General features: G+C 75.8%; 25 protein-coding genes and 2 tRNA genes. 15 read left to right on the plus strand and 12 right to left on the minus strand.

Annotated features, from left to right (window positions below):
• Window positions 1-18: 18 nt before the first annotated feature.
• Genes ACI79B_RS17070 through ACI79B_RS17085 form a run of 4 tightly spaced genes read right to left on the minus strand, consistent with a single transcriptional unit; the run spans window position 19 to window position 2,970 of the window.
• Window positions 19-1,095: an FAD-dependent oxidoreductase gene (locus ACI79B_RS17070; RefSeq protein ID WP_456927049.1), complete on the minus strand. Its 1,077-nt coding sequence runs from the start codon at window positions 1,093-1,095 to the stop codon at window positions 19-21.
• A gap of 27 nt (window positions 1,096-1,122) precedes the next feature.
• On the minus strand, window positions 1,123-1,461 hold the full coding sequence (locus ACI79B_RS17075; RefSeq protein WP_456927048.1) for a hypothetical protein: 339 nt from the start codon (window positions 1,459-1,461) through the stop codon (window positions 1,123-1,125).
• 22 nt (window positions 1,462-1,483) lie between these two features.
• A complete protein-coding gene (locus ACI79B_RS17080; RefSeq protein ID WP_457000207.1) occupies window positions 1,484-2,344 on the minus strand; it encodes an NAD(P)H-binding protein in 861 nt (286 codons plus the stop codon).
• The gene (locus tag ACI79B_RS17085) at window positions 2,341-2,970 is read right to left on the minus strand and encodes an NAD(P)-dependent oxidoreductase (protein ID WP_456927046.1); all 630 of its coding nucleotides are present in this window, start codon (window positions 2,968-2,970) and stop codon (window positions 2,341-2,343) included. Before ACI79B_RS17085 ends, ACI79B_RS17080 begins: the two co-directional genes overlap by 4 nt.
• 54 nt (window positions 2,971-3,024) lie before the next feature.
• Here ACI79B_RS17085 and ACI79B_RS17090 point away from each other — a divergent pair, with 54 nt between their 5' ends.
• The 5 genes from ACI79B_RS17090 to ACI79B_RS17110 all read left to right on the plus strand — a co-directional run bounded on the left by ACI79B_RS17090 (window position 3,025) and on the right by ACI79B_RS17110 (window position 5,894).
• A complete protein-coding gene (locus ACI79B_RS17090) occupies window positions 3,025-3,489 on the plus strand; it encodes a MarR family winged helix-turn-helix transcriptional regulator (protein WP_456927045.1) in 465 nt (154 codons plus the stop codon).
• 118 nt (window positions 3,490-3,607) lie between these two features.
• Entirely contained in the window at window positions 3,608-4,747 is a 1,140-nt protein-coding gene (locus ACI79B_RS17095; RefSeq protein ID WP_456927105.1) for a zinc-dependent alcohol dehydrogenase, read from the plus strand.
• A 9-nt stretch (window positions 4,748-4,756) separates the two neighbouring features.
• Window positions 4,757-5,338, plus strand: a complete 582-nt coding sequence (locus ACI79B_RS17100) for a hypothetical protein (protein WP_456927044.1) — start codon at window positions 4,757-4,759, stop codon at window positions 5,336-5,338.
• 33 nt (window positions 5,339-5,371) lie between these two features.
• Window positions 5,372-5,563: a DNA-binding protein gene (locus ACI79B_RS17105; RefSeq protein ID WP_456927043.1), complete on the plus strand. Its 192-nt coding sequence runs from the start codon at window positions 5,372-5,374 to the stop codon at window positions 5,561-5,563.
• 19 nt (window positions 5,564-5,582) lie between these two features.
• Window positions 5,583-5,894: an antibiotic biosynthesis monooxygenase family protein gene (locus tag ACI79B_RS17110; RefSeq protein WP_456927042.1), complete on the plus strand. Its 312-nt coding sequence runs from the start codon at window positions 5,583-5,585 to the stop codon at window positions 5,892-5,894.
• A gap of 50 nt (window positions 5,895-5,944) precedes the next feature.
• Here the strand turns inward: ACI79B_RS17110 and ACI79B_RS17115 are convergent.
• Window positions 5,945-6,017: transfer RNA gene (locus ACI79B_RS17115), tRNA-Lys, on the minus strand.
• Between the two features lie 181 nt (window positions 6,018-6,198).
• Here ACI79B_RS17115 and ACI79B_RS17120 point away from each other — a divergent pair.
• The 4 genes from ACI79B_RS17120 (at window position 6,199) to ACI79B_RS17135 (ending at window position 9,324) form a co-directional block, all read left to right on the plus strand.
• Complete coding sequence (locus ACI79B_RS17120; RefSeq protein ID WP_456927041.1) at window positions 6,199-7,380, plus strand: L,D-transpeptidase; 1,182 nt, start codon at window positions 6,199-6,201, stop codon at window positions 7,378-7,380.
• Between the two features lie 61 nt (window positions 7,381-7,441).
• A complete protein-coding gene (locus ACI79B_RS17125) occupies window positions 7,442-7,861 on the plus strand; it encodes a hypothetical protein (protein WP_456927040.1) in 420 nt (139 codons plus the stop codon).
• A gap of 87 nt (window positions 7,862-7,948) precedes the next feature.
• Window positions 7,949-9,046 (plus strand): exo-alpha-sialidase, encoded by a 1,098-nt coding sequence (locus ACI79B_RS17130; RefSeq protein ID WP_456927039.1) that lies wholly within the window; start codon window positions 7,949-7,951, stop codon window positions 9,044-9,046.
• Window positions 9,043-9,324, plus strand: coding sequence for a ubiquitin-like small modifier protein 1 (locus ACI79B_RS17135; protein ID WP_456927038.1), 282 nt, complete (start codon window positions 9,043-9,045; stop codon window positions 9,322-9,324). The genes ACI79B_RS17130 and ACI79B_RS17135 overlap by 4 nt, the downstream gene beginning before the upstream one ends.
• Window positions 9,325-9,329: 5 nt before the next feature.
• Here the strand turns inward: ACI79B_RS17135 and ACI79B_RS17140 are convergent, their stop codons facing one another.
• Window positions 9,330-9,575, minus strand: a complete 246-nt coding sequence (locus ACI79B_RS17140) for a hypothetical protein (RefSeq protein ID WP_456927037.1) — start codon at window positions 9,573-9,575, stop codon at window positions 9,330-9,332.
• Window positions 9,576-9,679: 104 nt separating this feature from the next.
• Window positions 9,680-9,940 (minus strand): hypothetical protein, encoded by a 261-nt coding sequence (locus ACI79B_RS17145; protein WP_456927036.1) that lies wholly within the window; start codon window positions 9,938-9,940, stop codon window positions 9,680-9,682.
• A 78-nt stretch (window positions 9,941-10,018) separates the two neighbouring features.
• Between ACI79B_RS17145 and ACI79B_RS17150 the strand changes: the two genes are divergently transcribed.
• Window positions 10,019-11,302: an MFS transporter gene (locus ACI79B_RS17150; RefSeq protein ID WP_456927035.1), complete on the plus strand. Its 1,284-nt coding sequence runs from the start codon at window positions 10,019-10,021 to the stop codon at window positions 11,300-11,302.
• 98 nt (window positions 11,303-11,400) lie between these two features.
• The gene (locus ACI79B_RS17155) at window positions 11,401-11,745 is read left to right on the plus strand and encodes an ANTAR domain-containing protein (RefSeq protein ID WP_456927034.1); all 345 of its coding nucleotides are present in this window, start codon (window positions 11,401-11,403) and stop codon (window positions 11,743-11,745) included.
• Window positions 11,746-11,758: 13 nt separating this feature from the next.
• Here ACI79B_RS17155 and ACI79B_RS17160 read toward each other — a convergent pair whose 3' ends face one another.
• From ACI79B_RS17160 to ACI79B_RS17170, 3 genes are all read right to left on the minus strand, one after another.
• A complete protein-coding gene (locus ACI79B_RS17160) occupies window positions 11,759-12,139 on the minus strand; it encodes a hypothetical protein (RefSeq protein ID WP_456927033.1) in 381 nt (126 codons plus the stop codon).
• A gap of 312 nt (window positions 12,140-12,451) precedes the next feature.
• The gene (locus tag ACI79B_RS17165; protein ID WP_457000208.1) at window positions 12,452-13,570 is read right to left on the minus strand and encodes a tartrate dehydrogenase; all 1,119 of its coding nucleotides are present in this window, start codon (window positions 13,568-13,570) and stop codon (window positions 12,452-12,454) included.
• A 65-nt stretch (window positions 13,571-13,635) separates the two neighbouring features.
• A complete protein-coding gene (locus tag ACI79B_RS17170; protein ID WP_456927031.1) occupies window positions 13,636-14,586 on the minus strand; it encodes a LysR family transcriptional regulator in 951 nt (316 codons plus the stop codon).
• A gap of 138 nt (window positions 14,587-14,724) precedes the next feature.
• On the opposite strand from ACI79B_RS17170, the gene dctA reads away from it, so the two are divergent.
• Window positions 14,725-16,146, plus strand: a complete 1,422-nt coding sequence (dctA, locus tag ACI79B_RS17175; protein WP_456927030.1) for a C4-dicarboxylate transporter DctA — start codon at window positions 14,725-14,727, stop codon at window positions 16,144-16,146.
• Between the two features lies 1 nt (window position 16,147).
• Window positions 16,148-17,308 carry a glycerate kinase gene (locus ACI79B_RS17180; RefSeq protein ID WP_456927029.1) on the plus strand — a complete coding sequence of 387 codons (1,161 nt, stop codon included), beginning with the start codon at window positions 16,148-16,150 and terminating at the stop codon, window positions 17,306-17,308.
• A 69-nt stretch (window positions 17,309-17,377) separates the two neighbouring features.
• Here the strand turns inward: ACI79B_RS17180 and ACI79B_RS17185 are convergent.
• Together ACI79B_RS17185 and orn are read right to left on the minus strand one after the other, a co-directional pair.
• A tRNA-His gene (locus ACI79B_RS17185) sits at window positions 17,378-17,453 on the minus strand.
• A gap of 57 nt (window positions 17,454-17,510) precedes the next feature.
• A complete protein-coding gene (gene orn / locus ACI79B_RS17190) occupies window positions 17,511-18,203 on the minus strand; it encodes an oligoribonuclease (protein ID WP_456927028.1) in 693 nt (230 codons plus the stop codon).
• Window positions 18,204-18,354: 151 nt separating this feature from the next.
• Between orn and ACI79B_RS17195 the strand changes: the two genes are divergently transcribed.
• Window positions 18,355-19,566 carry a hypothetical protein gene (locus tag ACI79B_RS17195; RefSeq protein ID WP_456927027.1) on the plus strand — a complete coding sequence of 404 codons (1,212 nt, stop codon included), beginning with the start codon at window positions 18,355-18,357 and terminating at the stop codon, window positions 19,564-19,566.
• A gap of 133 nt (window positions 19,567-19,699) precedes the next feature.
• The gene (locus ACI79B_RS17200) at window positions 19,700-21,535 is read left to right on the plus strand and encodes a hypothetical protein (protein WP_456927026.1); all 1,836 of its coding nucleotides are present in this window, start codon (window positions 19,700-19,702) and stop codon (window positions 21,533-21,535) included.
• Window positions 21,536-21,538 lie beyond the last annotated feature (3 nt).

A 21,538-nucleotide genomic window follows, 5' to 3' on the forward strand; every position in this document is an offset into this window, starting at 1 on the left:
GCTGGGGGACGCCCCCGGTCAGGCGCTGCGGGGCAGGTCCGCGTCGAGCAGCCGGCGCAGGGTCGCCGCCGCCGTCCGGCCGGCCCGGTTGGCGCCGATCGTGCTCGCGCTGGGCCCGTAGCCGACCAGCTGCAGCCGCGGCTCGTCGACGGCGGAGGTGCCGTCGAGCCGGATGACGCCGTCGCGGGTGCGCAGCCGCAGCGGGGCCAGGTGGCCGACCGCGGCGCGGAAGCCGGTGGCCCACAGGACCACGTCGGCGGCGACGGACCGGCCGTCGTCCCACGCGACGCCGTCGGGGGTGATCCGGTCGAACACCGGCAGGCGGGTGAGGACGCCGTCGTCCAGGGCGCGGCGCACCCACGGGGTGACCACCAGCCCGGTCGCGCCGACGACGCTGCCGGGCATCCGGCCGGCGCGCACCGCGGCCGCGACGCGGGCCACCGCCTCCCGGCCCTGCTCCTCGCCGAAGGGACCCTCGCGCCAGACCGGCGGGCGGCGGGTCACCCAGGTAGTGCGCGCGACCGGCGCGATCTCCCCGAGCAGCTGCACCGCCGAGGCGCCGCCGCCGACGACCACGACCGACAGCCCGGCGAACTCCTCCGCGCCCCGGTAGCCCACGGTGTGCAGCTGCCGGCCGCGGAAGGTCTCCTGGCCGGGGTAGCGCGGCACGAACGGCCGCGTCCAGGTGCCGGTGGCGTTGACCAGGCCGCGGGCCCGCCAGGTCCCCTCGGGCGCCTGGACCAGGAACCGCCCGTCGCCGGTGTGGCGCACCGCGGACACCCGCACCGGCCGCTGCACGGGCAGGGCGAAGCGCCGCTCGTACTCGGCGAAGTAGGCCGGCACCGCCTCGGCGGCGGGCAGGTCCTCCGACGCCGGCGCGAACGGCAGGCCCGGCAGCTCGTGCACCCGGTGGGTGGTCGCCAGGATCAGCGAGGACCAGCGGTGCTGCCAGGCCCCGCCGGGTGCGGCGTCGCCGTCGAGGACGACGAAGCCGCTGCCGGGCGCGAAGCCCTGGCGGGCCAGGTGGTACGCGGCGGACAGGCCGGCCTGGCCCGCGCCGATGACCACGACGTCGACGTCCCGCGGGCTGCTCACGCCCGCGGAACGCTCCCCGGGCCGCCGCTATGCCGGGGTGAGCCGGCCGAGGTCCGCGCCGGCCAGCGGCACCGACGCCGGGTCGTACCCGAACCGGACCACGACCGCCCCGGGCCGGGCCTCGACCAGCCACGCGGTGCGCGGCTCGCCGCGCTCGGGCGTGTAGGTCCAGCGCCCGGCGAGCAGCGCCAGGCCGCGCTCGCGCAGGAAGGCGACGGCCTGCTCGCGGGTGGGGAGGTGCCGCAGCGGCATGCCGGGGACGGCGTGCGCGGTCCACCCGTCCCGGCCGTCGATGGCGGTCAGGTGGCCGACGAGCTCGCCGTCCTCCGGACGGTGCACCGGCTCGAGCACGGGGGGAGTCGTCATGCCGTCCATGCTGGGGACGGGCTCAACCGGTTTCCGGCCGCCAGGCGTCGGCGTGGTCCTCGACGAACCGGCGCAGGGGAGTCGGCTCCCGGCCCAGCAGGCGGGCCAGGTCGTCGGTGGTGCGCGCGGCCAGCCCCAGCCGGGTGGTCGTGAACAGCAGAGTCATGACCAGCACCAGCCCGGGAGGCCTGCCCTCGGCCAGCTGCTCGCGTACGAAGGCGACCGCGCCCGGCCGCGGGTAGACGACCGGGCGGCCCAGCACCGCCGACAGGGTCGCCGCGATCTCGGCGAAGGTCGGCGCCTCCCGGCCGGTCAGCTCGTAGGCCCGCCCCTCGTGGCCCGGCTCCGTCAGCGCCGTGGCGGCCACCTCGGCGAGGTCGCGGACGTCGACGTGGGCGGTCCGCCCGTTCCCGGCCGGCACCGAGATCCGCGACCGGTCGCGGAACTCCTCGCGGTGCACGGTGAGCAGGTTCTGGAAGAAGTTGGCCGGGCGCAGGTGGGTCCAGGACAGGCCGGTGACCTCCACCCGCCTCTCCAGCGCCCGGTGGGGGAGCAGCGGGTTGCGCCCGGCGGCCTGCACCGACAGCACGACGACCCGCCGCACCCCGGCGGCGACGACCGCGTCGAGGAAGGGCTGCAGGCGTCCGACCCGGGCGACGTCCGGCGGGCGGAGCAGGAACAGCGCCTCGACGCCGTCGAGGGCGGCCGGCCACGAGGTGGGGTCCTCCAGGTCGAGCCGGACGGCGGGCACGCCGGCCGGGAGCGCGGGAGCCGCCCGCTCGGGGTCGCGCGCGCCGGCCCGGACGTCGGCCCCGCGGCCGGCCAGCCGGCGGACGACCTCGCTGCCGACCGTGCCGGTGGCCCCGGCGACGAGCACGGTCACCGGTCGCCGGCCACGACGAACGGCGCCGCCGAGAGCCGGTCCCGCCCCTCGGCGAGCTCCACCAGGGCGAGGGCGACGTCGGCCTTCGCCAGCGGAGCCGCGCGCAACCCCGGCGCCTCGGTCGTCAGCCGGTACCGGCCGGTGCCCGGCCGCTCGGCCAGGCGCGGCGGGCGCACCTGGGTCCAGTCCAGGTCCGAGCCGGCGAGCACTCGATACTCGCCCTCCTTGTCCTCGACGACGTCCCGTGCCAGCCGGTGGGTCAGGGCCGAGACGAGGCGGGCGCCGCGTCCCTTGCGGTCGCCGGGCAGGTCCGCCCCCGCGCCGGAGATCCCGACGAACCGCCGCACCCCGGCCGCGCGCATGGCCGCGACCACCCCGGGCAGCGCCGTCCGGCCGACGTCCCCGCCCGAGGACCGGGTGACCCCGACGCACCACAGGACGGCGTCGGCCCCGCGCACCGCTCCGCCCACCAGGGCGGCGTCGCGGACGTCCCCGGGGCACTCGACGACCCCCGGCAGGCCCGTCGCCCGGCGGGCCACGGCGACCACCGTGTGCCCGCGCTCGGCCGCCAGCCGCACGGCGTGGCGGCCGACGCCGCCCGCCGCTCCGAACACCACGATGCGCACTCCGACCTCCCTGTCAGGTCCCCTGACAATAGGATGTCAGGTAACCTGACGACCGTGCAACGGCGGGAGGAGCTGCCGCTGGCCCACCTGCTGCTGCAAGCGGGCCGGTCCTTCGACGCCGTCCTCCGGGACGAGCTGGCGGACCAGGGGTGGCCGCGGCTGTCGGCGGCGCAGTCCCTCGTCTTCGCCTTCCTCGAGCCGGGCGGGACCGCCCCGGCGGAGCTGGCGAGGCGGCTGGGCACCACCCGCCAGGCCCAGCAGGACCTCGTCGCCGGCCTGGTCCGCCTGGGCCTGGTCGAGACGGTCGCCGACCCCGCCCGGTCCCGCGGGCGCCTGGTCCGCCTGACCAGCGCCGGCCGGCGACTCGCCCGCGACGCCGGCGCCGTCCTCGCCGGCCTGGAGGAGGACCTCGGCGAGCACGCCGCGGAGCTGCGCCGGCTGCTCGACGACGTCACCCGTGCCACGGAGCGGAGGCGGTCCCGGGGCGCCGCCCGGGCGCCCGACTCGACGACCGCCTGAGCGGTGCGCGGCCCGTCCGGACGTCCGAAGCCGTTTCCGGCCGCCGGGCGCCGGGCACGGCTGCGGCAGCGCCGGTGTGCAGGGCCCGGCACGAGGAGAGGGGCGCTGCGTGCGCGCGATGGTCTACCGCGGGCCGTACAAGGTCCGCGTCGAGGACAAGGACGTCCCGTCGATCGAGCACCCGAACGACGCGATCGTCCGGGTCACCCTGGCCGCGATCTGCGGCTCGGACCTGCACCTCTACCACGGGCTGATGCCGGACACCCGGATCGGCCACACGTTCGGCCACGAGTTCATCGGCGTCGTCGAGCAGGTCGGCCCGTCGGTGCGGAACCTGCAGGTCGGCGACCGGGTGATGGTGCCGTTCAACGTCTTCTGCGGGTCGTGCTGGTTCTGCGCCCGCGGCCTGTACTCCAATTGCCACAACGTGAACCCCAACGTGACGGCGGTCGGCGGCATCTACGGCTACTCGCACACCACCGGCGGCTACGACGGCGGCCAGTCGCAGTACGTGCGCGTCCCGTTCGCCGACGTCGGCCCGGTGCGGATGCCCGAGTGGATCCACGACGAGGACGCCGTCGTCATGACCGACGCCGCGGCCACCGGCTACTTCGGCGCGCAGCTCGGCGAGATCGCCGAGGGGGACACCGTGGTCGTGCTCGGCGCGGGGCCGGTCGGGCTGGTCGCCGCGCAGTCGGCGTGGCTCATGGGGGCCGGCCGGGTGATCGTCGTCGACCACCTGCAGGAGCGGCTGGAGAAGGCGCGGACCATGGCCCACGCCGAGACGATCGACTACGACGAGCACGACGACGTCGTGGTCGAGGTGAAGAAGCAGACCGACCACCTCGGCGCCGACGTCGTCATCGAGGCGGTCGGCGCGGAGGCCGACGGCAACTTCCTGCAGCACGTCACCGGGACCAAGCTCAAGCTGCAGGGCGGCTCGCCGGTCGCGCTCAACTGGGCCATCGACGGCGTGCGCAAGGGCGGCACGGTGTCGGTCGTCGGCGCCTACGGGCCGATCCCCAACGCGGTGAAGTTCGGCGACGCGCTGAACAAGGGGCTCACGCTGCGGATGAACCAGACGCCGGTGAAGCGGCAGTGGCCGCGGATGTTCGAGCACGTCCGCAACGGCCACCTGACCCCGCGCGAGGTGGTGACGCACCGCTTCCCGCTGGAGCACATCGCGGAGGCCTACCACGTGTTCTCCAGCAAGCTCGACGGCTGCATCAAGCCGGTGATCCTGCCCGACGCGGCCTGAGGGGCGACCATGACCGAGTCCGACATCCCGAGCGCGTACGTCCGCGACAAGCGCACCCCGCCGCCGAGCCGCGAGGAGCTGCGGGCCCGCATCCCCGGGTGGGGCGCCGACCTCGACCCGGCCGACCGGCCCTCGTACCCGAAGCTGCAGTACCCGGCCGACACCGGCGCCCACTGGGACTTCCCCGAGCGCCAGCCCGGCAGCGAGGGCCGGGAGCGGTCGATCGAGCACGCCTTCGTGACGCCGGTGTTCGGCACCGCGCAACCGCTGCGCGGCCTGTCCGGGACGATCCGCCGGTTCGCCTACGCCCGCTTCAGCGAGGGCCGGCTCGCGCACTGGCTGCTGCTGGTCGTCGGCGACCGCGTCGACGCCTGGGAGCACCACCTGCGGTCCTTCGCCTCCGCCCGGCCCGACGTGCCCGCCACCGGCCTGCGGACCGAGTTCACCCGGGGCGGCCTGCGCTCGCGCCGCGGGCGCTCGGACGCCCGGCACCAGCTGCTCGACCCGGTGGTCGTCGCCGGGCCGTGGCTGGCCGGCGCCGGGGCCGCGGCGCTCGGCGTCCGCCGGGTGGTGCGCGCCGTCCGCGGCTGACCCGGCCCGCCCGGGGCCGCTACGGTCCCGGGCGTGACGCCGCTCGACGAGCTGCCCCGGATCGGCGCGCCGGCCACCCGTGCCCTGCAGCAGGCCGGGTACCCGGACCTGTCCTCGCTGGACGGCGTCCCGCGGGCGGCGCTCGCCGCGCTGCACGGCGTCGGCCCGAGGGCACTGCGCCTCCTGGACGAGGCGCTCGCCGGGCACGGGCTGCGGCTGGGCTGAGCCGGAGGTCCGGACCGGCGTGTTCGTGCGGATCTGGGAGTACGACGTCGCGCCCGCGGCCGCGGATCGGTTCGTCGCGGCCTACGGGGCGGACGGGGACTGGGCACGGCTGTTCCGGCGGGCCGGCGGGTACGCCGGCACGGAGCTGTTCCGCGGCGCGGGGGACGGCGGCCGCTTCCTCACCGTCGACCGCTGGCGGGACCGGGGCGCCTGGACCGCCTTCCTCGAGCGGGAGGGGGAGGCGTACCGGGCCCTCGACGCGGAGCTCGCCCCGCTCTCGACGCGCCAGCGCCCGCTGCTCGAGGGGACGGCCCCCGGCGACGGCCCCTGAGACGACGAGAGCGGCCCCTCCCGCCGGGGAGGAGCCGCTCTCGTGTGCTGTGCGCCATCAGGGACTCGAACCCCGAACCCGCTGATTAAGAGTCAGCTGCTCTGCCAATTGAGCTAATGGCGCGTGTCTCCCGGCTGCCCGGGTCACGAGGGAGAACGATACCAGCGGTCGACGGCGTCCCGCTCGGGGGTCCCCGGGTGGCGGACGCCACGGTTCCGTGATCCGCGTGGACACTGGGTGGGTACGGCCGTGCCCGGGTGCGGGCACGGTTCCGCGGGGACGAGGGGGCAACACGGTGCGACGGATGGCTGCGCTGGTCACGGCGGGGGCGCTGGTCCTGCTCAGCGGGTGCCAGGGCGGCGACGACGGCGGGTCGTCGTCGGCTTCGTCGTCGTCCGCGGCCCCGACCCCGGCCGACGCGGCGCCCGCGCAGCTGCAGCTCGCCCCGGCCGACGGCGCGGTCGACGTCGCCCCGGCCGACCCGGTGGAGATCTCCGTCGCCGACGGCGAGCTCGCCGACGTCACCGTCACCGACGGCGCCGGCGCGGACGTGCCCGGCCAGGTGGCCGACGGCGAGACCGAGGGCACCGACGTCTGGACGCCGGACGAGGACCTCGCCTACGGCAGCACCTACACGCTCACCGCCACCGCGACGAACGCCGACGGCGAGCAGGCCGAGGCGACCAGCACCTTCACCACCGTGGACCCGCAGACGGTCACCACCCCCTCGGTCGGCCCGCTGGACGGCCAGACGGTCGGCGTCGGCATGCCGATCCGCGTGTACTTCGAGCAGCCGGTCGCCGACAAGGCCGCCGCCGAGAGCCACCTGCTGGTCACCAGCTCCACCCCCACCGACGGCGTCTGGAGCTGGATCAGCGACACCGAGGTGCACTTCCGCCCGTCGCAGTACTGGCCGGCGCAGACCGACGTGACCCTCGAGGCCGACCTCTACGGCGTCGACCTCGGCGACGGCGTCTGGGGCGAGAAGGACCGCACGGTCTCCTTCCGCATCGGTGACCGGCACGTGTCGATCGCCGACGCCGCGACCCACCGCATGCAGGTCTACGACGGCGACACGCTGGTGCAGGACTGGCCGATGAGCGCCGGCAGCCCGGACAACCCGAGCTACAACGGCCCGCACGTGGTCACCGAGCTCAACGCCGACCGGGTCATGGACTCGAGCACCTACGGCGTGCCCGTCGACAGCCCCGAGGGCTACCGCACGCCGGTGAAGTGGGCCGTGCGGCTGTCCGACAGCGGCGAGTTCGTGCACGGCGCCCCGTGGTCGGTGGCACAGCAGGGCCGGGAGAACGTCTCCCACGGCTGCATCAACCTCTCGGACGAGAACGCCCGCTGGTTCTACGAGTTCTCCCAGCCGGGGGACGTCGTCGAGATCGTCAACTCCGACGCCGGCCCGCTCACCTCGTCGATCGCGGACTGGACGATCCCGTGGGACCAGTGGCAGGAGGGTTCCGCGCTGAAGTGATCTCGGTTTCCCGGGGCGCTCACCAGGGCACTCCCGAGTCGATCTCGGGAGGGAGAGCGTCGTGGACACCTGGTTGATCGTGCTCATCGTCGTCGTGGCGGTCGTCGTGCTGGCCCTGATCGGGCTCGCGCTGGCCAAGCGCAGCCGGGTCGCCGGCGCACGCCGCCGCGAGCAGCAGCGCGCCCAGGCGCGCGAGCACCTCGAGGAGGCCCGGCTGCGCGGCGTGCAGGCGGAGAAGGAACAGGCCCTGGCCGAGGAGCAGGCCGCCCGCGCCCGCCGCGAGCGCGCCGAGGTCGAGGAGCGCACCCGCCTGGCCGAGCAGGAGGCCCGCCGGCGGGCCGAGGCGGCCCGGGAGCACGCCTCGGCGGCGGACGAGCTGCGCGCGGAGGCCGAGCGGCTGGCCCCCGGCCTCGCCGACCGGCACGCCGGCGGGCACCCCGGCCGGACCGCCGAGGGCTCGGAGGGCTCCACGCGCCTCTGAGCGGGCCCACCGCTCAGTTCCGGCGCCGACCGCGGTCTGCCCTGTCGGGAGGGACCCGCCGGGTCCCGCCGACGCCGCGGAGGCACCGTGACCGACCTGCTCGCCATCGGGACGCGCAAGGGACTGTGGCTGGCCCGCAGCGACGACGGCCGCCGCACCTGGACCGTGGACGGGCCGCACCTGCTCGCGCAGGAGGTGGCGGCGGTCGGCATCGACACCCGGGGCGGTGACACCGACGGCGGGGCGCCGCGGGTGCTGGCCGGGGTCCAGTACGGCCACTGGGGCCCGACCGTCACCTGGTCCGACGACCTCGGCCGCACGTGGACCGAGACCGAGCAGGGCGCCATCCGCTTCCCGGCCGACACCGGAGCCGCGCTGGCGCGCGTCTGGCAGATCCGCCCGGACTCCGCCGGCCGCCCCGGCGTCGTGTGGGCCGGGTGCGAGCCGCACTCGCTGTGGCGCAGCGACGACGGCGGCCGCACCTTCGCGCTGGTCCGCGGCCTGTGGGACCACCCGCACCGGCCGAGCTGGGAGCCGGGCGGCGGGGGCGGCGCGGTGCACACCGTCCTGCCGCACCCCACGACCGACCGGGTGCTGGTGGCGATGAGCGCCGGCGGCGTCTACGCCAGCGACGACGGCGGGGCGACGTGGGCGCCGCGCAACGCCGGCATCACCGCGCCGTTCCTGCCCGACCCGCCGCCGGAGTACGGGCAGTGCGTGCACAAGGTGGCCGCCGACGCGGGCGACCCCGACCGCTTCTACGCGCAGAACCACTTCGGCGTCTTCCGCACCGACGACGGCGGCGCGTCCTGGACCTCGATCGCCGAGGGCCTGCCCGTCGACTTCGGCTTCCCGGTGGCCGCCTCGCCGCGCACCCCGGGCACCGCCTGGGTCGTGCCGCTGGTCGCCGACGCCGAGCGGGTGCCGCCGAACGGGCGGCTGCGGGTGCACCGGACCCGCGACGCCGGCGCCACCTGGACCGAGCTGGGCGCGGGGCTGCCCGACGCGTCCTGGACCTCGGTGCTGCGCGACGCCGTCTGCGTCGACGAGGGCGACCCGACCGGCGTCTACGTGGGCACCCGGGACGGCTGCGTCTACGCCAGCGCCGACGAGGGCGACACCTTCACCACGGTCGCCGAGCACCTGCCCGACGTCCTGTGCGTCCGCGCGGCGGTGCTGCCGTGAGCGTCGAGGTGCTGCTGCCGGGCGTGCTGGCCGACCTGGCCGGCGGCTCCCGGCGACTGCGGGTGGACCCGGGCGACGCGACGCTGGCCGGCCTGCTCGACGCCCTGGCGGCCACCCACCCGGTGCTGGAGCGGCGGATCCGCGACGAGGCGGGGGAGGTGCGCCGCTTCGTCAACGTCTACGTCGACGGCGACGACGTCCGCTTCTCCGCGGGCCTGGCCACGCCGGTGCCCGCCGGGTCGGTGGTGCAGGTGCTGCCCTCGGTCGCGGGCGGCTGAGGACCTCAGAGGCGGGCCAGCTCCGCGCACTCCGGGCAGAGCTGGTGCTCCTCGTACTCCTCCGGTGGCCACTCCGTCTGCTCGTCCACCGCCACGTACGCGCCGCACAGCGACTTGCGGCTGCGGCCGGTGACCCGGCCGATCGTGGCGTGCGCCGGACCGATCTGCCGGGGCTGCAGGCCCTCGGGGCTGCCGACCGAGCCGACCATCACGACCGCGTGCGCGGTCCCGTAGGAGAAGGCAGTGGTCATGCCGCCAGGGTCCGAGGCGGCGCGGCGGCGGGCCAGCACCGCCCGGTGCGTGTCCGGATCGGGGCGGCGCACCCGCCCCTGCCGTCACAGGCGGCACACCGGGGTCAGGCGCCCGGGGCCCCGTCCGGGGTCGCGCTGATCCGCGCGGCGGCCGCGTCGATCCACGGCTGGCCGGTGTCCAGGCCCTCCGCCGTCGCGACGGCCCGCACCGCCGCCGTCGTCACGTCCAGCGGCTGCCCGGGCACGCGGTCGGAGGCCAGCTCGTACACGAGCAGGGCCTTGAGCCGGCTCTCCAACGGCAAGCCGTCCAGCTGTTCCCGCCAGTCCCCCACGGGGGAGCGGTGCCCGGTCCGGGCCCGGTCCATGCGCGTTTCCGGAACTCCGGCGGCGTGGTTCCGGCGGGCGGCGGGAGGGCGGCCCGCGCCGCGGGGCACCATGGGCCGGTGACCGCCTCCCCGCGGGCGCTGGCGCCGCTGCGCTCGGCCGCCTACCGCCGGCTGGCGCTCTCCCTGGCCCTGTCGCTGGTGGCCAACGGCGCCTGGGCGGTGACCGCCGTCTGGCAGGTGGTGGCCCTCGGCGGCGGCCCGGCGGAGCTGTCGCTGGTGACCGGCGCCTCCGCGGTCGGGACGCTGGCGACGGCGCTGCCCGGCGGGGTGCTCGCCGACCGGGTGCCGCAACGCCACCTGCTGGTCGCGGTCACCCTGCTGGCGGCGGTGCCGGTGGGCCTCGCCGGGGCGCTGTCGGTGGCCGGCGCGCTGCCGCTGCCGCTGCTCGCCGTCGCCGGGCTGCTCGGCGGGGCCGGACTCGGGCTGCACTACCCGGCCTACTCGGCGCTGGTGCCCGCGCTGCTGCCGGAGGAGCAGCTGCTGGCCGCGAACGGCCTCGAGGGCGCGATGCGGCCGCTGCTCTACCAGGTCACCGGGCCCGCGCTGGCCGGGCTGCTCGTGGCGGCGGCCTCCCCGGGCGCGGCGCTGCTGGCCACGGCAGCCACCTCGCTCGCGGCCACCGTCTGCGTCCTCGGGCTGCCGCTGCTGCCCGTGCACCGCGCCGCGGACGGGCCGGCGCACCCGGCGCGGGCGCTGCTGGCCGACCTGCACGAGGGGCTGACCTTCCTCGTGCGCACCCGCTGGCTGCTCGCCACGCTGCTGTTCGGGGCGCTGATGCTGCTGGTCACCACCGGGCCGCTGCAGGTCCTGACGCCGTTCGCCCTGCGCGAGCGCGCCGGCGGCGGCCCCGTCGAGCACGCCCTGGTGCTCGCCGGCTCCGGCGTCGGCGGCGCGCTGAGCTCGCTCGTCGTCGCCTCGCGGCCCCTGCCGCGCCGCTACCTCACGACGACCGTGCTGCTGTGGGCCGCCGGCTGCCTGCCGCTGGTCGCGTTCGGCACCGCGACGTCGGTGCCGGTCATGGTCGCCGCCGCGGTCCTCGTCGGCGCCGGGGTGCACGGCGGGATGACGATCTGGGGCACCCTGCTGCAGCGTCGCGTCCCACCGGCGCTGCTCGGCCGGGTGTCCAGCCTCGACTTCGTCGTCTCGGGTGCGCTGGTGCCCGTGTCGGTGGCCCTGGCCGGGCCGCTGGGCGAGGGCGCCGGCCTGCGGGCGGCGTTCCTCGTGGCCGGTCTGGCGCCGCCGGTGCTGGCCGCGGTCACCCTCCTGGCCGCCCGGCTGCCGGCCGACGAGCGCGCCCACCCCCTGGACCGGCCGCTGCCCGCACCGGACGCCGGACGCTGAGGCAGGGGCATCGGCTACCGTCCGGGGAAACGACCAGGGGTCCAGCCACGGGCACCCGGTGACGCGGCCCCTCCGCCCCGCCCGCACGGAGACCACCCGTGGTTGACCACGCCCCCGCGGAGCGCCCGCCGGCCGGCGCCGGCGGCCGGTCGCGTCCCTCATCCGGCCACACCTCGGCGGCCGTCGCCGCCGCCCTGCAGCGGGCCGCCGACGAGGTCGCCCGCATGGAGAAGAACCTGCTCGTCGCCGACGAGCAGATGACGCACCTGCGCGTCGCCCTCGAGTCGAACCGGCGGATCGGCATGGCGATCGGCATCCTCATGGCGCTGCGCAAGGTCGACGAGGAGGCCGCGTTCGTCCTGCTCAGGACCGCCAGCAGCCACCGCAACGTCAAGCTGCGCCAGGTGGCCGAGGAGGTCATCCGCACCGGGACGCTGGACTGACCGCTCCCCGCGCTCAGCGGTCCTGCGCCCGGTCGACCGCGGCCTGCTCCCGGTCGATCCGGGCGGCGGCCCGGTCGCGGGCCGCCGCGTCCCGGTCGGCCGCGGCCGCCGCGCGGTCACGGGCCGCGGCCCTGCGGTCGGCCTCCTGGGCGTCGCGATCGGAGCGGGCGGCCTCCCGGTCGGCCGCCCGGTCCCGGCCGACGGTCGCGTGCCGGTGCCCGGCGGCCGTCATGCGCTCGAGGGAGCGCTCGTCGCGGCCCTCGGCGTCCCGGTCGCGGGCGCGGGCGTCGGCGTCCCGCTCGGCAGCGGCGTCGTCGCGGTCCCAGCCGGCGGTGACGGGGTCGCCGGTGCCGGTGTGCCGTCGTCCGGCGCGGGGGGCAGAGGTGCCAGGCACGGGGACCTCCTCGCCTCGGCGGTTCCTGGGGTCATCCTCGTCCGACGGCCGTCCCTCCGCACCTCCGGGGAACGGCAGAGGCCCTGGCCGGGAACCCGGCCAGGGCCTCTGCGTGCGGGGTGAGTGACGGGGCTCGAACCCCCGAGTGAGGTCGGTCCCGGGCCTGGTGACCCGGCGAACGCCCAGGCTACGCGTGTCCTCGGACGTCCTGGAGCGGTCCTGAGCGGTCTGCAGTGGTCCTGAGCGGTCGGTTGCCCCCCAGTCTGCCCCCCACTTCGGACGTTGCCGCGGGGCTGCTCCGGGTGGGGACGGTCAGAGGGACAGGTGGTCGATGATGGCCGCGGTGACGTCCTCCGTGCTGGCGGTCCCGCCGACGTCGCGGGTGCGGATGCCCTTGCCCGAGGTGACCTCGATGGCGTGCTGGACGGCTTTGGCCTCGTCGTGCAGGCCGAAGTGCTCGAGCATCAGCGCCGCGCTGCCGATGGCGCCTACGGGGTTGCAGATCCCCTGGCCGGCGATGTCGGGTGCGGAGCCGTGGACCGGCTCGAACATCGAGGGGAAGCGCCGCTCCGGGTTGAGGTTGGCGCTGGCCGCCAGGCCGAGGCTGCCGGCGAGGGCGCTGCCGAGGTCGGAGAGGATGTCGGCGTTGAGGTTGGACGCGACGACGACGGAGAGGTCCTCGGGGCGCAGGACGAACTTGGCGGCCATAGCGTCGACCAGCACGCTCTCGGTCTCCACGTCCGGGTACTCGGCGGCGACGCGCTTGAACACGTCGTCCCAGAGCACCATGCCGTACTGCTGGGCGTTGCTCTTGGTGACGCTGGAGACCTTCTTGCGGGGCCGGGTGCGGGCCAGGTCGAAGGCGAACCGGATGATCCGCTCGCAGCCGACCTCGGTGAACACCGCGGACTGGACGGCGACCTCACCGCGGTCGTCGCGGCCGGCGAAGTTGCGGCCGCCGAAGCCGGCGTACTCGCCCTCGGAGTTCTCCCGGACGACGACCCAGCTCAGGTCGGTCGTGTCGGCCTTGCGGAGCGGGCTCTGGATGCCGGGGAGGAACTCGACGGGGCGGACGTTGGCCCACTGGTCGAAGTTCTGACAGATCTTGAGGCGCAGGCCCCACAGGCTGACGTGATCGGGGACGGTCGGCCAGCCGACGGCGCCGAAGTAGATGGCGTCGAAGTCCTTGAGCTGGTCGAGGCCGTCCTCGTCCATCATCCGGCCGTGCTGGGCGTAGTAGTCCGCGCCCCAGGGGAACTCCTGCCAGTTGAAGGTGAAGCGGCCGTTCGAGGCCTCGGCGAGGGTGTCGAGGACGGCGCGGCCGGCCGCGACGACCTCGACACCGACTCCGTCGGCGGGGATGGCGGCGATGTGGAACGTGCGCTGGGCGGTCATGACGGTCTCCGTGGGGACGACTGCTGCGGTCGTCATCGAGTGAACGGCGTCACGTCGCTGCCCGTCCAAGACGTGTTGTCGATCCTTCGGATAGCCCGGGCCTATCGATCCCCGCGGCCCGTGCCCGCCTCCGCGTCGGACACGTACTGCTCGACGCACGTGACGAAGGCCTGGGCGGCCGGCGTGAGGGTGCTCGTCCGGGAGACGAGAGCGATCCGCAGCAGGACGGCGGGCTCGATCCGCCGGACCAGTGCGCCCGACCGTTGCGCCAGCGGCGCCCAGGACGACGGCAGGACTGCGTGTCCCACACCGGCGAGCACCAGAGGCATGATCGAGGTCCGGTGCTCGACCTCGACGACGATGCGCGCATCGACGCCGCTGGCCAGGACGTCGTCCACCAGCCCCCGCATGAGGCTGCCCTGCCTGCTCACGATCAGTCGCGTCCCGGCGAGGGCCGCACGGTCCACCGTGCGCATGGCCGGTTCCCCCATCGGCCCGCGGTCCTCGTGCTGCGGCGGCGCACCGTCCTCGGGCGGGGAGACCAGGACCAGGGGCTGGTCCTCGATCAGCAGGACACGCAGGCCACCGGGGTGCGGGGGCGAGGCCGCGCCGAGCAGCCCGAGCTCGGCCCGGCCGGTCCTGACTGCCTGGACCACCTCCTCGGGGGTGAACGCCGCGTCGGCCGTGACCGTCATCGCCGGATGGGCGGCGGTGAAGTCGCGGATCAGGGTCGACAACGGCTCCATGCCGGGACTGGGCATCGCGACGAGCTCGACCCGGCCGCGCTGCAACCCGCGAACGGACAGCGCCGCGGCCCGGGCGGCCTCCAGGTCACGGACCACCTGGCGGGCCGGTTCGACCAGTTGGGCTCCGGCGTCGCTGAGCCGGATGCCGCGGCCCACCCGGTGGAACAGCGGCACACCGAGCTCGCGCTCGAGTGTCCCGATCGCCTGGGACAGCGAGGGCTGCGCGATGTACAGCTGCTCCGCAGCGCGGCCGAAGTTCATGGTCTCGACGACGGCGAGGAAGTAGGTCAGCTGCCGGACGTCCACCGCGTCACCTCCCGCGGACCGATAGGCCGAACCTACCGGTGCGGTAGCGAACGCGTCTTGGACCGGTGTGGCCGGAGTCACCCACTGTGGCGGCTACCCCGTCCACCCCTCCGGCAGTGAAGGACCGAGGTGTCCCCAATGGACCTGTCCCACGCGCACACGCCACCGGCCGAGAAGAAGCGCTGGTACCGGCAGCTGTACTTCTACGTCCTCGTCGCCATCGTGCTGGGCGTCGTCGTCGGCGCCGCCTGGCCCGGCGTCGGGGTCGCGATGGAGCCCATCGGCACCGCGTTCGTGGGGCTGATGAAGATGCTGATCGGCCCCATCGTCTTCCTCACCATCGTCGGCGGCATCGCCAGCGTCGCGGACCTGAAGAAGGTCGGCCTGACCGGGATCAAGGCGCTGACCTACTTCCAGATCGGCACCATCCTGGCGATGGTCGCCGGACTGGTCGCCATCAACGTCTTCCGCCTGGGTGACGGCGTGAACGCCGACGTCAGCACGCTGCAACCGACCGAGGACGTCGGCTCGCTCGTGGAGGCCGGGCAGGAGCAGCACTGGTGGGACTTCCTGCTGCGCGTGCTGCCGGAGAGCGCCGTCGCCCCCTTCGTCGAGGGCGAGATCCTGCAGATCATCTTCATGGCCGTGGTCTTCGGCGTGGCGCTCAACGCGGTCGGCGCGGTCGGCGCACCGGTGCTGTCCGGCGTCCAGCGGCTGACCGCGGTGGTGTTCAAGGTGCTCGCGTTCATCATGAAGGCGGCCCCGCTCGGCGCGTTCGGGGCGATGGCCTACGCCATCGGCGAGTACGGCCTGGAGACGCTGACCAGCCTCGGCTCGCTCATCGCGCTGTTCTACGTCACCTCGGCGCTGTTCGTCTTCGTCGTGCTGGGGGCGGTGATGGCCTACCTGCGGCTGAACCTCTTCCATCTGCTGCGGTACCTGCGGGAGGAGCTCCTGCTCATCCTCGGCACCTCCACCGCCGAGCCGGCCCTGCCCGGGCTGATGAAGAAGATGGAGCACGCCGGCGTGGAGAAGTCCACCGTCGGCCTCGTGGTGCCGACCGGCTACTCCTTCAACCTCGACGGCGCCGCCATCTACCTGTCCCTGGCCGCCCTCTACATCGCCCAGGCCACCAACACCGACCTGTCGATCACCGAGCAGCTGGGCCTGCTCGCGGTCATGCTGCTGACGTCGAAGGGCGCGGCCGGCGTCGCCGGCGGCGGCTTCATCGCGCTGACCGCGACCCTGTCCACCGTCGGCACCATCCCGGCGGCGGGCATCATGCTCGTCTTCGGCATCGACAAGTTCATGTCCGAGTGCCGGGCGCTGGTGAACTTCTGCGGCAACGCCGTCGCCACTCTCTTCATCGCCGCCTGGGACAGGACGCTGGACCGCGACCGCGCCCGCCGGGTCCTGCGCGGTGACGACGTCCCGCCGCTGCACGAGATCGACGAGGTGCCGGCAGAGACCGTGGACACCGACGACGCCGCCGCATCAGCGGAGCCGCCGCCGGTTCCCGGCGTCGTCGCCGTCCCCGTTCCCGTGGTGGCGAGGGCCTGACATGCGCGTCCTCGTGGCTCCGGACAAGTTCAAGGGTTCCCTCACCGCCCTTGAGGTGGCGACGGCCGTCGGGCAGGGCCTGGAGGCGGCCGGTGTCGCCTCGAGGCTCCTGCCGCTGGCCGACGGCGGTGACGGCAGCGTGGCCGCCGCTCTGTACGCCGGCTCCGCTCCCCGCCCGGTGTCCGTGCGCGGCGCCGACGGACGCCGGCACACCACCGAGTTCGCGTTCGACGGCAGCACCGCGGTCGTCGAGGTCGCCAACACCTGCGGACTGACCACGCTTGCGCCCGGGGAACCGGCCCCGATGACCGCGTCCAGCTACGGATTCGGGCAGGCGGTGCTCGCGGCGCTCGAGGCGGGAGCACGACGCATCGTCCTCTGCCTCGGCGGCAGCGCCAGCACCGACGGCGGCGCGGGACTGCTCGCCGCTCTCGGCGTCCGGTTCCGGGACGACGCAGGACGTGACGTCGAGCCGACGGGGGGAACGCTGACGCAGATCGCCGAGATCGACCCGTCGGGAATCTGCGACCTGGACGCCGTCGAGCTCGTCGTAGCCACCGACGTGACCAACCCGCTGCTCGGCGCCGAGGGTGCCGCGGTCGTGTTCGGCCCGCAGAAGGGTGCCACCCCGGACCAGGTCCGCAAGCTCGAGGTCGGCCTGCGGCACCTCGTCGGTCTGCTGGACGCCTCCCGGTTTCGAGCGGCCGACGGCGGAGGGGCCCTCGCGGACGAACCCGGTGCCGGTGCGGCGGGCGGTCTCGGCTTCGCCTGCCGGTGGCTCGGCGCCCGGCGCGTCGCCGGCGCGGAGTTCTTCCTGGACCTCCTCGGCTTCGACGCCGCGGTCGCCGACTGCGCCGCCGTCGTCACCGGCGAGGGCCGCATGGACGGGCAGACCCTGGCCGGGAAGCTGCCCGCCGTCGTCGCGACACGATCGGCGCCGCGCCCCGTTTCCGCCGTCGTCGGGCAGTCGCTGCTGACCCCCGACGAGCGACGGCGACTCGGGCTCGACCAGGTGGTGGCGCTCGGCGAGCTGACCGACGGGGACCCGAGTCGGGACGCCGACCTCTCGAGGCGCCTGGCTGCGGTCGCGGGTGAACTCATCGGTCGACACGTCCGCTCCCCGGCCGCCGCCGCGCGTCAGGGCGCCGGAGTGGCCGTGTAGCACGCCGTCGTCGGCGGCGACGGAACGGAAGAAGGCCCTGGTCAGCGAACCGACCAGGGCCTCTCCCGATGGGGTGAGTGACGGGGCTCGAACCCGCGACACCCAGGATCACAACCTGGTGCTCTACCAGCTGAGCTACACCCACCGCGTGCTCCCGGCAGCGGACCCGCGCCGGAGGCAGGGACGAGGATACCGGAGCCGGTCAGCTCCCCGACGCAGCCGGGGGGGTGCCGTCCTCCGCGGCCGTGGCGGGCGGCGTGGCGTCGGCCGCGGAGAGCACGTCGGCGAAGCCGGCGACGACCTCCCCGGCGGCCCGCTGCGCCTGCGACGTCGACGGGCCGGGGGTGTCGACGAACAGCGTCCGGCGGTAGTAGGCCAGCTCGCGGATCGACTCGACGATGTCGGCGAGGGCGCGGTGGGCGAGGCCCTTGGGCGGCTGGGCGAAGTAGACCCGCGGGAACCAGCGGCGGGCCAGCTCCTTGATCGAGCTGACGTCGACCATCCGGTAGTGCAGGTGGTCGTCGAGCTCGGGCATGTCGCGGGCGAGGAAGCCGCGGTCGGTGCCGATCGAGTTGCCGCACAGCGGGGCGGTGCGCCGGTCGGGCACCCACCGCTTCACGTAGGCGAGCAGCTGCTGCTCGGCCTCGGCCACGGTGAGGGTCGAGGCGCGCACCGCGTCGGTCAGGCCCGACTTGGCGTGCATCTCGGTGACGACGTCGGCCATGTCCTCCAGATCGGCGTCGTCGGCGGAGATCACGAGGTCCAGGCCGGGGTCGAGGACCCGCAGCTCCGAGTCGGTCACGACGACGGCGACCTCGATGAGCTTGTCCCGGGTGAGGTCCAGCCCGGTCATCTCGCAGTCGATCCAGACCAGGTGCCCGCCGTTGTCCGCCACGTCGGCCGACCCTACGTCCCGTCAGTCCCGCACGCCTCGCGTGTCGGCCCACTACTCCATGCGCCACACCGGCGCCACTCGGGGGGTCGGCTTCGGCGACCTGCGCCGTTACGGTGGGTCCATCCCGTCAGCGAGACCAGGGAGTCCTCCCGTGCCCCACCCCGCCCCCGCCGCTCACGCCCGAGCGGTCCCCCCGGCACCGGGCTCGCTGGCGGCCGGGCTGCGGCACCCCGTCGCGCTGCTGCGCTGGCTGTGGCCGGCGTACATGACGCCGGGCCGGCCCGGGCGCCCGACGGGGGAGACCGAACTGCGCTGGATCTACACCGCCTGGCTCGGGGCCTTCCTGCTCAAGATGCTCGGCTCGTCCTGGGACGTCTCCTGGCACTTCAGGTGGCTGCGCGACGACCTGGCGCCCCCGCACCTGCTCAACTCGGCCGGCACCGCGGTGGTCGTCGCGCTGGTGGTCTTCCACAGCTACAGCGGCTACGGCGTCGACCGCCGGGCGCTGCGGCTCATGCAGTGGGGGATCGGCACCTTCCTCGTCGCCATCCCGGTCGACATCGTCAACCACCGGATCAACGGGCTGGACATCACCAGCTGGAGCCCGAGCCACGCGCTGCTCTACCTCGGGACGGCGATCATGCTGGCCGGCGCGATCCGCGGCTGGTGGCTGTACGCCGCGCCCGGCCGGGTCCGCACGCTCGTCTCGCTGGGCCTGTGGCTGTTCTTCGTCGAGAACGTCGTCTTCCCCAACCAGCACCAGGAGTACGGCGTCCTCTCGCTGCGCGCCTACGAGGCCGGGCGGACGACGGCCGAACCGCAGCTGCTGGACTTCGCCGCCGCGCAGGGCCAGACGCCGACGATGTTCATGCTGCCGGTGCCCTCCTGGGTGCACCCGGCGTGGCTCCTCTGCGCCGGCCTGCTCTCGCTGGTCGTGGCGCGCAAGGTCGTCGGCCTGCGGTGGACCGCGACGGTCGTCGCCGGCACCTACCTCGCCTACCGCGCCGTGATGTGGGCCGGGCTGGTGGCGATGGGCTTCCCACCGTCGGTGCTGCCGCTGGTCCTGCTGGCCGGCGCCGTCTGCGTCGACCTGGCGATCACCCGCGGGCTGCCCGGCTGGAGCGCCGCGCCGGCCACCGCCGTCGTCGTCCACGCCGCCGGCCGGCTGCAGGACGCCGCCGGGGGCCTGCCGCCGTGGAACTGGTCCTGGTGGTCGATCGCGCTCGTCGTCGCGGCGTTCACCGTCCTGTGGTCGGCGGTCGACGTCGTCGGCGGCAGCGCGCGGTTCGCCGGCTGGCGCCGTCCCGTCGAGCCGGGCCTCCCGGCCGCCGCGGTCCCGGCCGGCGGCGCGCCGTCCCGCTGAGGCGCGGGACCGGCCCGTCTGCTGACGTAACGTCGGACGGAGCCGCCCGCCCGGACCCCGCTCCCGGGCCGCGCCCCGCGCCCCCGCGCGCGCCCGGCCTCCCCCCGACCCCCACCCGCCCCCGGAGGACGACGTGCTGGCCCTGACGCCCGTGCCGCCGCAGACGGCGGGGGAGCGTGCGCTCTTCGCCGAGCTGACCCGCTGGGACCGCGGCGGAGCCGTCCGGGGCGCCGTCGTGGCGTCGGTGCCGGTCGTCGACGGCCCCATGGAGCGGCGCCTGTCCGACGCCGTGGTCTTCGTCCCCGAGGGCCTGGCCGTCGTGCGCGTGGTCGAGGTGGTCCGGCAGGCCGGCGTCGTCACCGCGACCCCGGAGGGCTCCTGGACCATCGGCCCGGGCGCCGGTCCCGGCGAGGTGCTGCGGCTGGCCGGCGGCGGCTCGACGCCGCTGGACGGTCTCATGCGGGCCGGGATGGACGCCGCGGTCCGGCTGCGCCGGGCCGGGCTCGAGCCCGGCCGCATCGCCCGGCTCACCGTCCTGGCCGGCGACCTCACCGGCCTGGTCCCCGCCGACGGCGACCTCGGCGACGGCGACCAGGTCGCGCTGCTGGAACCCCGCTCGCTGCTGCTCGGCATCTCGCGGGCCGCCCGCTACGCCGGGGTGGACAACCCGCGGCTGTGGACCACCGCCGACGTCCGCGCCGCGCTGACCGCGCTCGGCCTGCAGGGCCGCGGGCCCACGGTCGAGGAGCTCAACGGCGAGGGCTTCCCGTACTCGCCCTACGTCCTGCGCCGGCGCGAGCTGCTGGCCCCCGCGGCGATGGCCGCCTCGGCCGCCCCCGCGGCGCCGTCCACCCCGGTGCCGGCCCCGGTGGCCGTCCCACCGCCCGCCCCGGCCCCGGCCGGCCCGCTGGTCGACCCGGTCGCGGCCGCCGCCGTCGCCGCCGCCGCGATCCGGGCGGACGAGGAGGCCGCGTCGCGCGCGGCGGCCGCCCGGGTGGCCGCTCCGCTCGAGCCCGGTCCCGTCCCGCCTGCACCCGTCCCGCCTGCACCCGTCGCGCCTGCACCCGCCCCGGCGCACCCGGCCACCGCGCGGTTCGAGGCGCCCGCCGTCCAGTCCGGGGGCGGCGTCCCGGACGTCCCTCACGCCGCCGCCGACCCCGTTGCCGACGTCGCCGACGAGACCGGCGGCCTCGGCGGGCTGTTCGGCCGCGCCGACACCGCCGCCGGGTACGAGGCCCCGCCGGCCGCGCCGCCCGTCGCGCCGCCGGTCGCGGCGCCCGTCCCGGTCCCGCCGTCCCCGCCGATCCCGCTGGTGGGGCCGCGCCGCCGCTCGCCGGCCGCGCGGCGCCGGCTGGTGCTGCTGGCCGCCGCCGCGCTGGCCGTGGTCGTCGTCGCGGTGGTCGCGCTGGTGAGCCTCACCGGCGGCGGGGGTGACGCCTCCGCCGCCCCGCCGAGCACGAGCGCCCCGGCCGCGTCCCCGGAGCCGCAGGAGGCCGGCCCGCAGCCGGGCGAGCGCACCGTCCTCGACGGCCTGGAGTTCGTCCTGCAGCGGGTGCAGGTCGACGACACCTGCGTCGGCAACTCCTACGGCGACGTCGCCGACTCCTTCGAGCGGACCGACTGCACCGGCCTGGCGCGGGCGCTGTGGTCGACCGACGTCGACGGCCGGGCCGTGGTGGTCTCGGTCGCCACCGTGGACATGGGCGACACCGTCGCCGCCCGCGACCTGCGCGACCTGACCGACCGCAACGGCAGCGGCAACGTCAGCGACCTGCTGCGCGAGGGCGTGACCTACCCGGGGGCGCCCGCCGGGCTGGACGGCGCCGAGTACGCCAGCGCCGTCCAGGGCCCGGTGGTCACCGTCGTGGAGACCGCCTGGACCGGCCCCGGCGAGGGCGGCACCGCCGACCTCGACCTGGTCGCCGGCACCGGCCTGAGCCTGCCGATGCCCGACCCGTCCGCGGACTGACGA

The organism is Geodermatophilus sp. SYSU D00879 (assembly GCF_054050375.1).

Bases quoted from the DNA above. Each gene is read 5' to 3' on its own strand.
- ACI79B_RS17075 (WP_456927048.1), bottom strand. From the start codon at position 1,461: ATGACGACTCCCCCCGTGCTCGAGCCGGTGCACCGTCCGGAGGACGGC.
- ACI79B_RS17095 (WP_456927105.1), top strand. From the start codon at position 3,608: ATGGTCTACCGCGGGCCGTACAAGGTCCGCGTCGAGGACAAGGACGTC.
- ACI79B_RS17100 (WP_456927044.1), top strand. From the start codon at position 4,757: ATGACCGAGTCCGACATCCCGAGCGCGTACGTCCGCGACAAGCGCACC.
- ACI79B_RS17120 (WP_456927041.1), top strand. From the start codon at position 6,199: ATGGCTGCGCTGGTCACGGCGGGGGCGCTGGTCCTGCTCAGCGGGTGC.
- ACI79B_RS17140 (WP_456927037.1), bottom strand. From the start codon at position 9,575: ATGACCACTGCCTTCTCCTACGGGACCGCGCACGCGGTCGTGATGGTC.
- ACI79B_RS17145 (WP_456927036.1), bottom strand. From the start codon at position 9,940: ATGGACCGGGCCCGGACCGGGCACCGCTCCCCCGTGGGGGACTGGCGG.
- ACI79B_RS17165 (WP_457000208.1), bottom strand. From the start codon at position 13,570: ATGACGACCGCAGCAGTCGTCCCCACGGAGACCGTCATGACCGCCCAG.
- dctA (WP_456927030.1), top strand. From the start codon at position 14,725: ATGGACCTGTCCCACGCGCACACGCCACCGGCCGAGAAGAAGCGCTGG.
- ACI79B_RS17180 (WP_456927029.1), top strand. From the start codon at position 16,148: ATGCGCGTCCTCGTGGCTCCGGACAAGTTCAAGGGTTCCCTCACCGCC.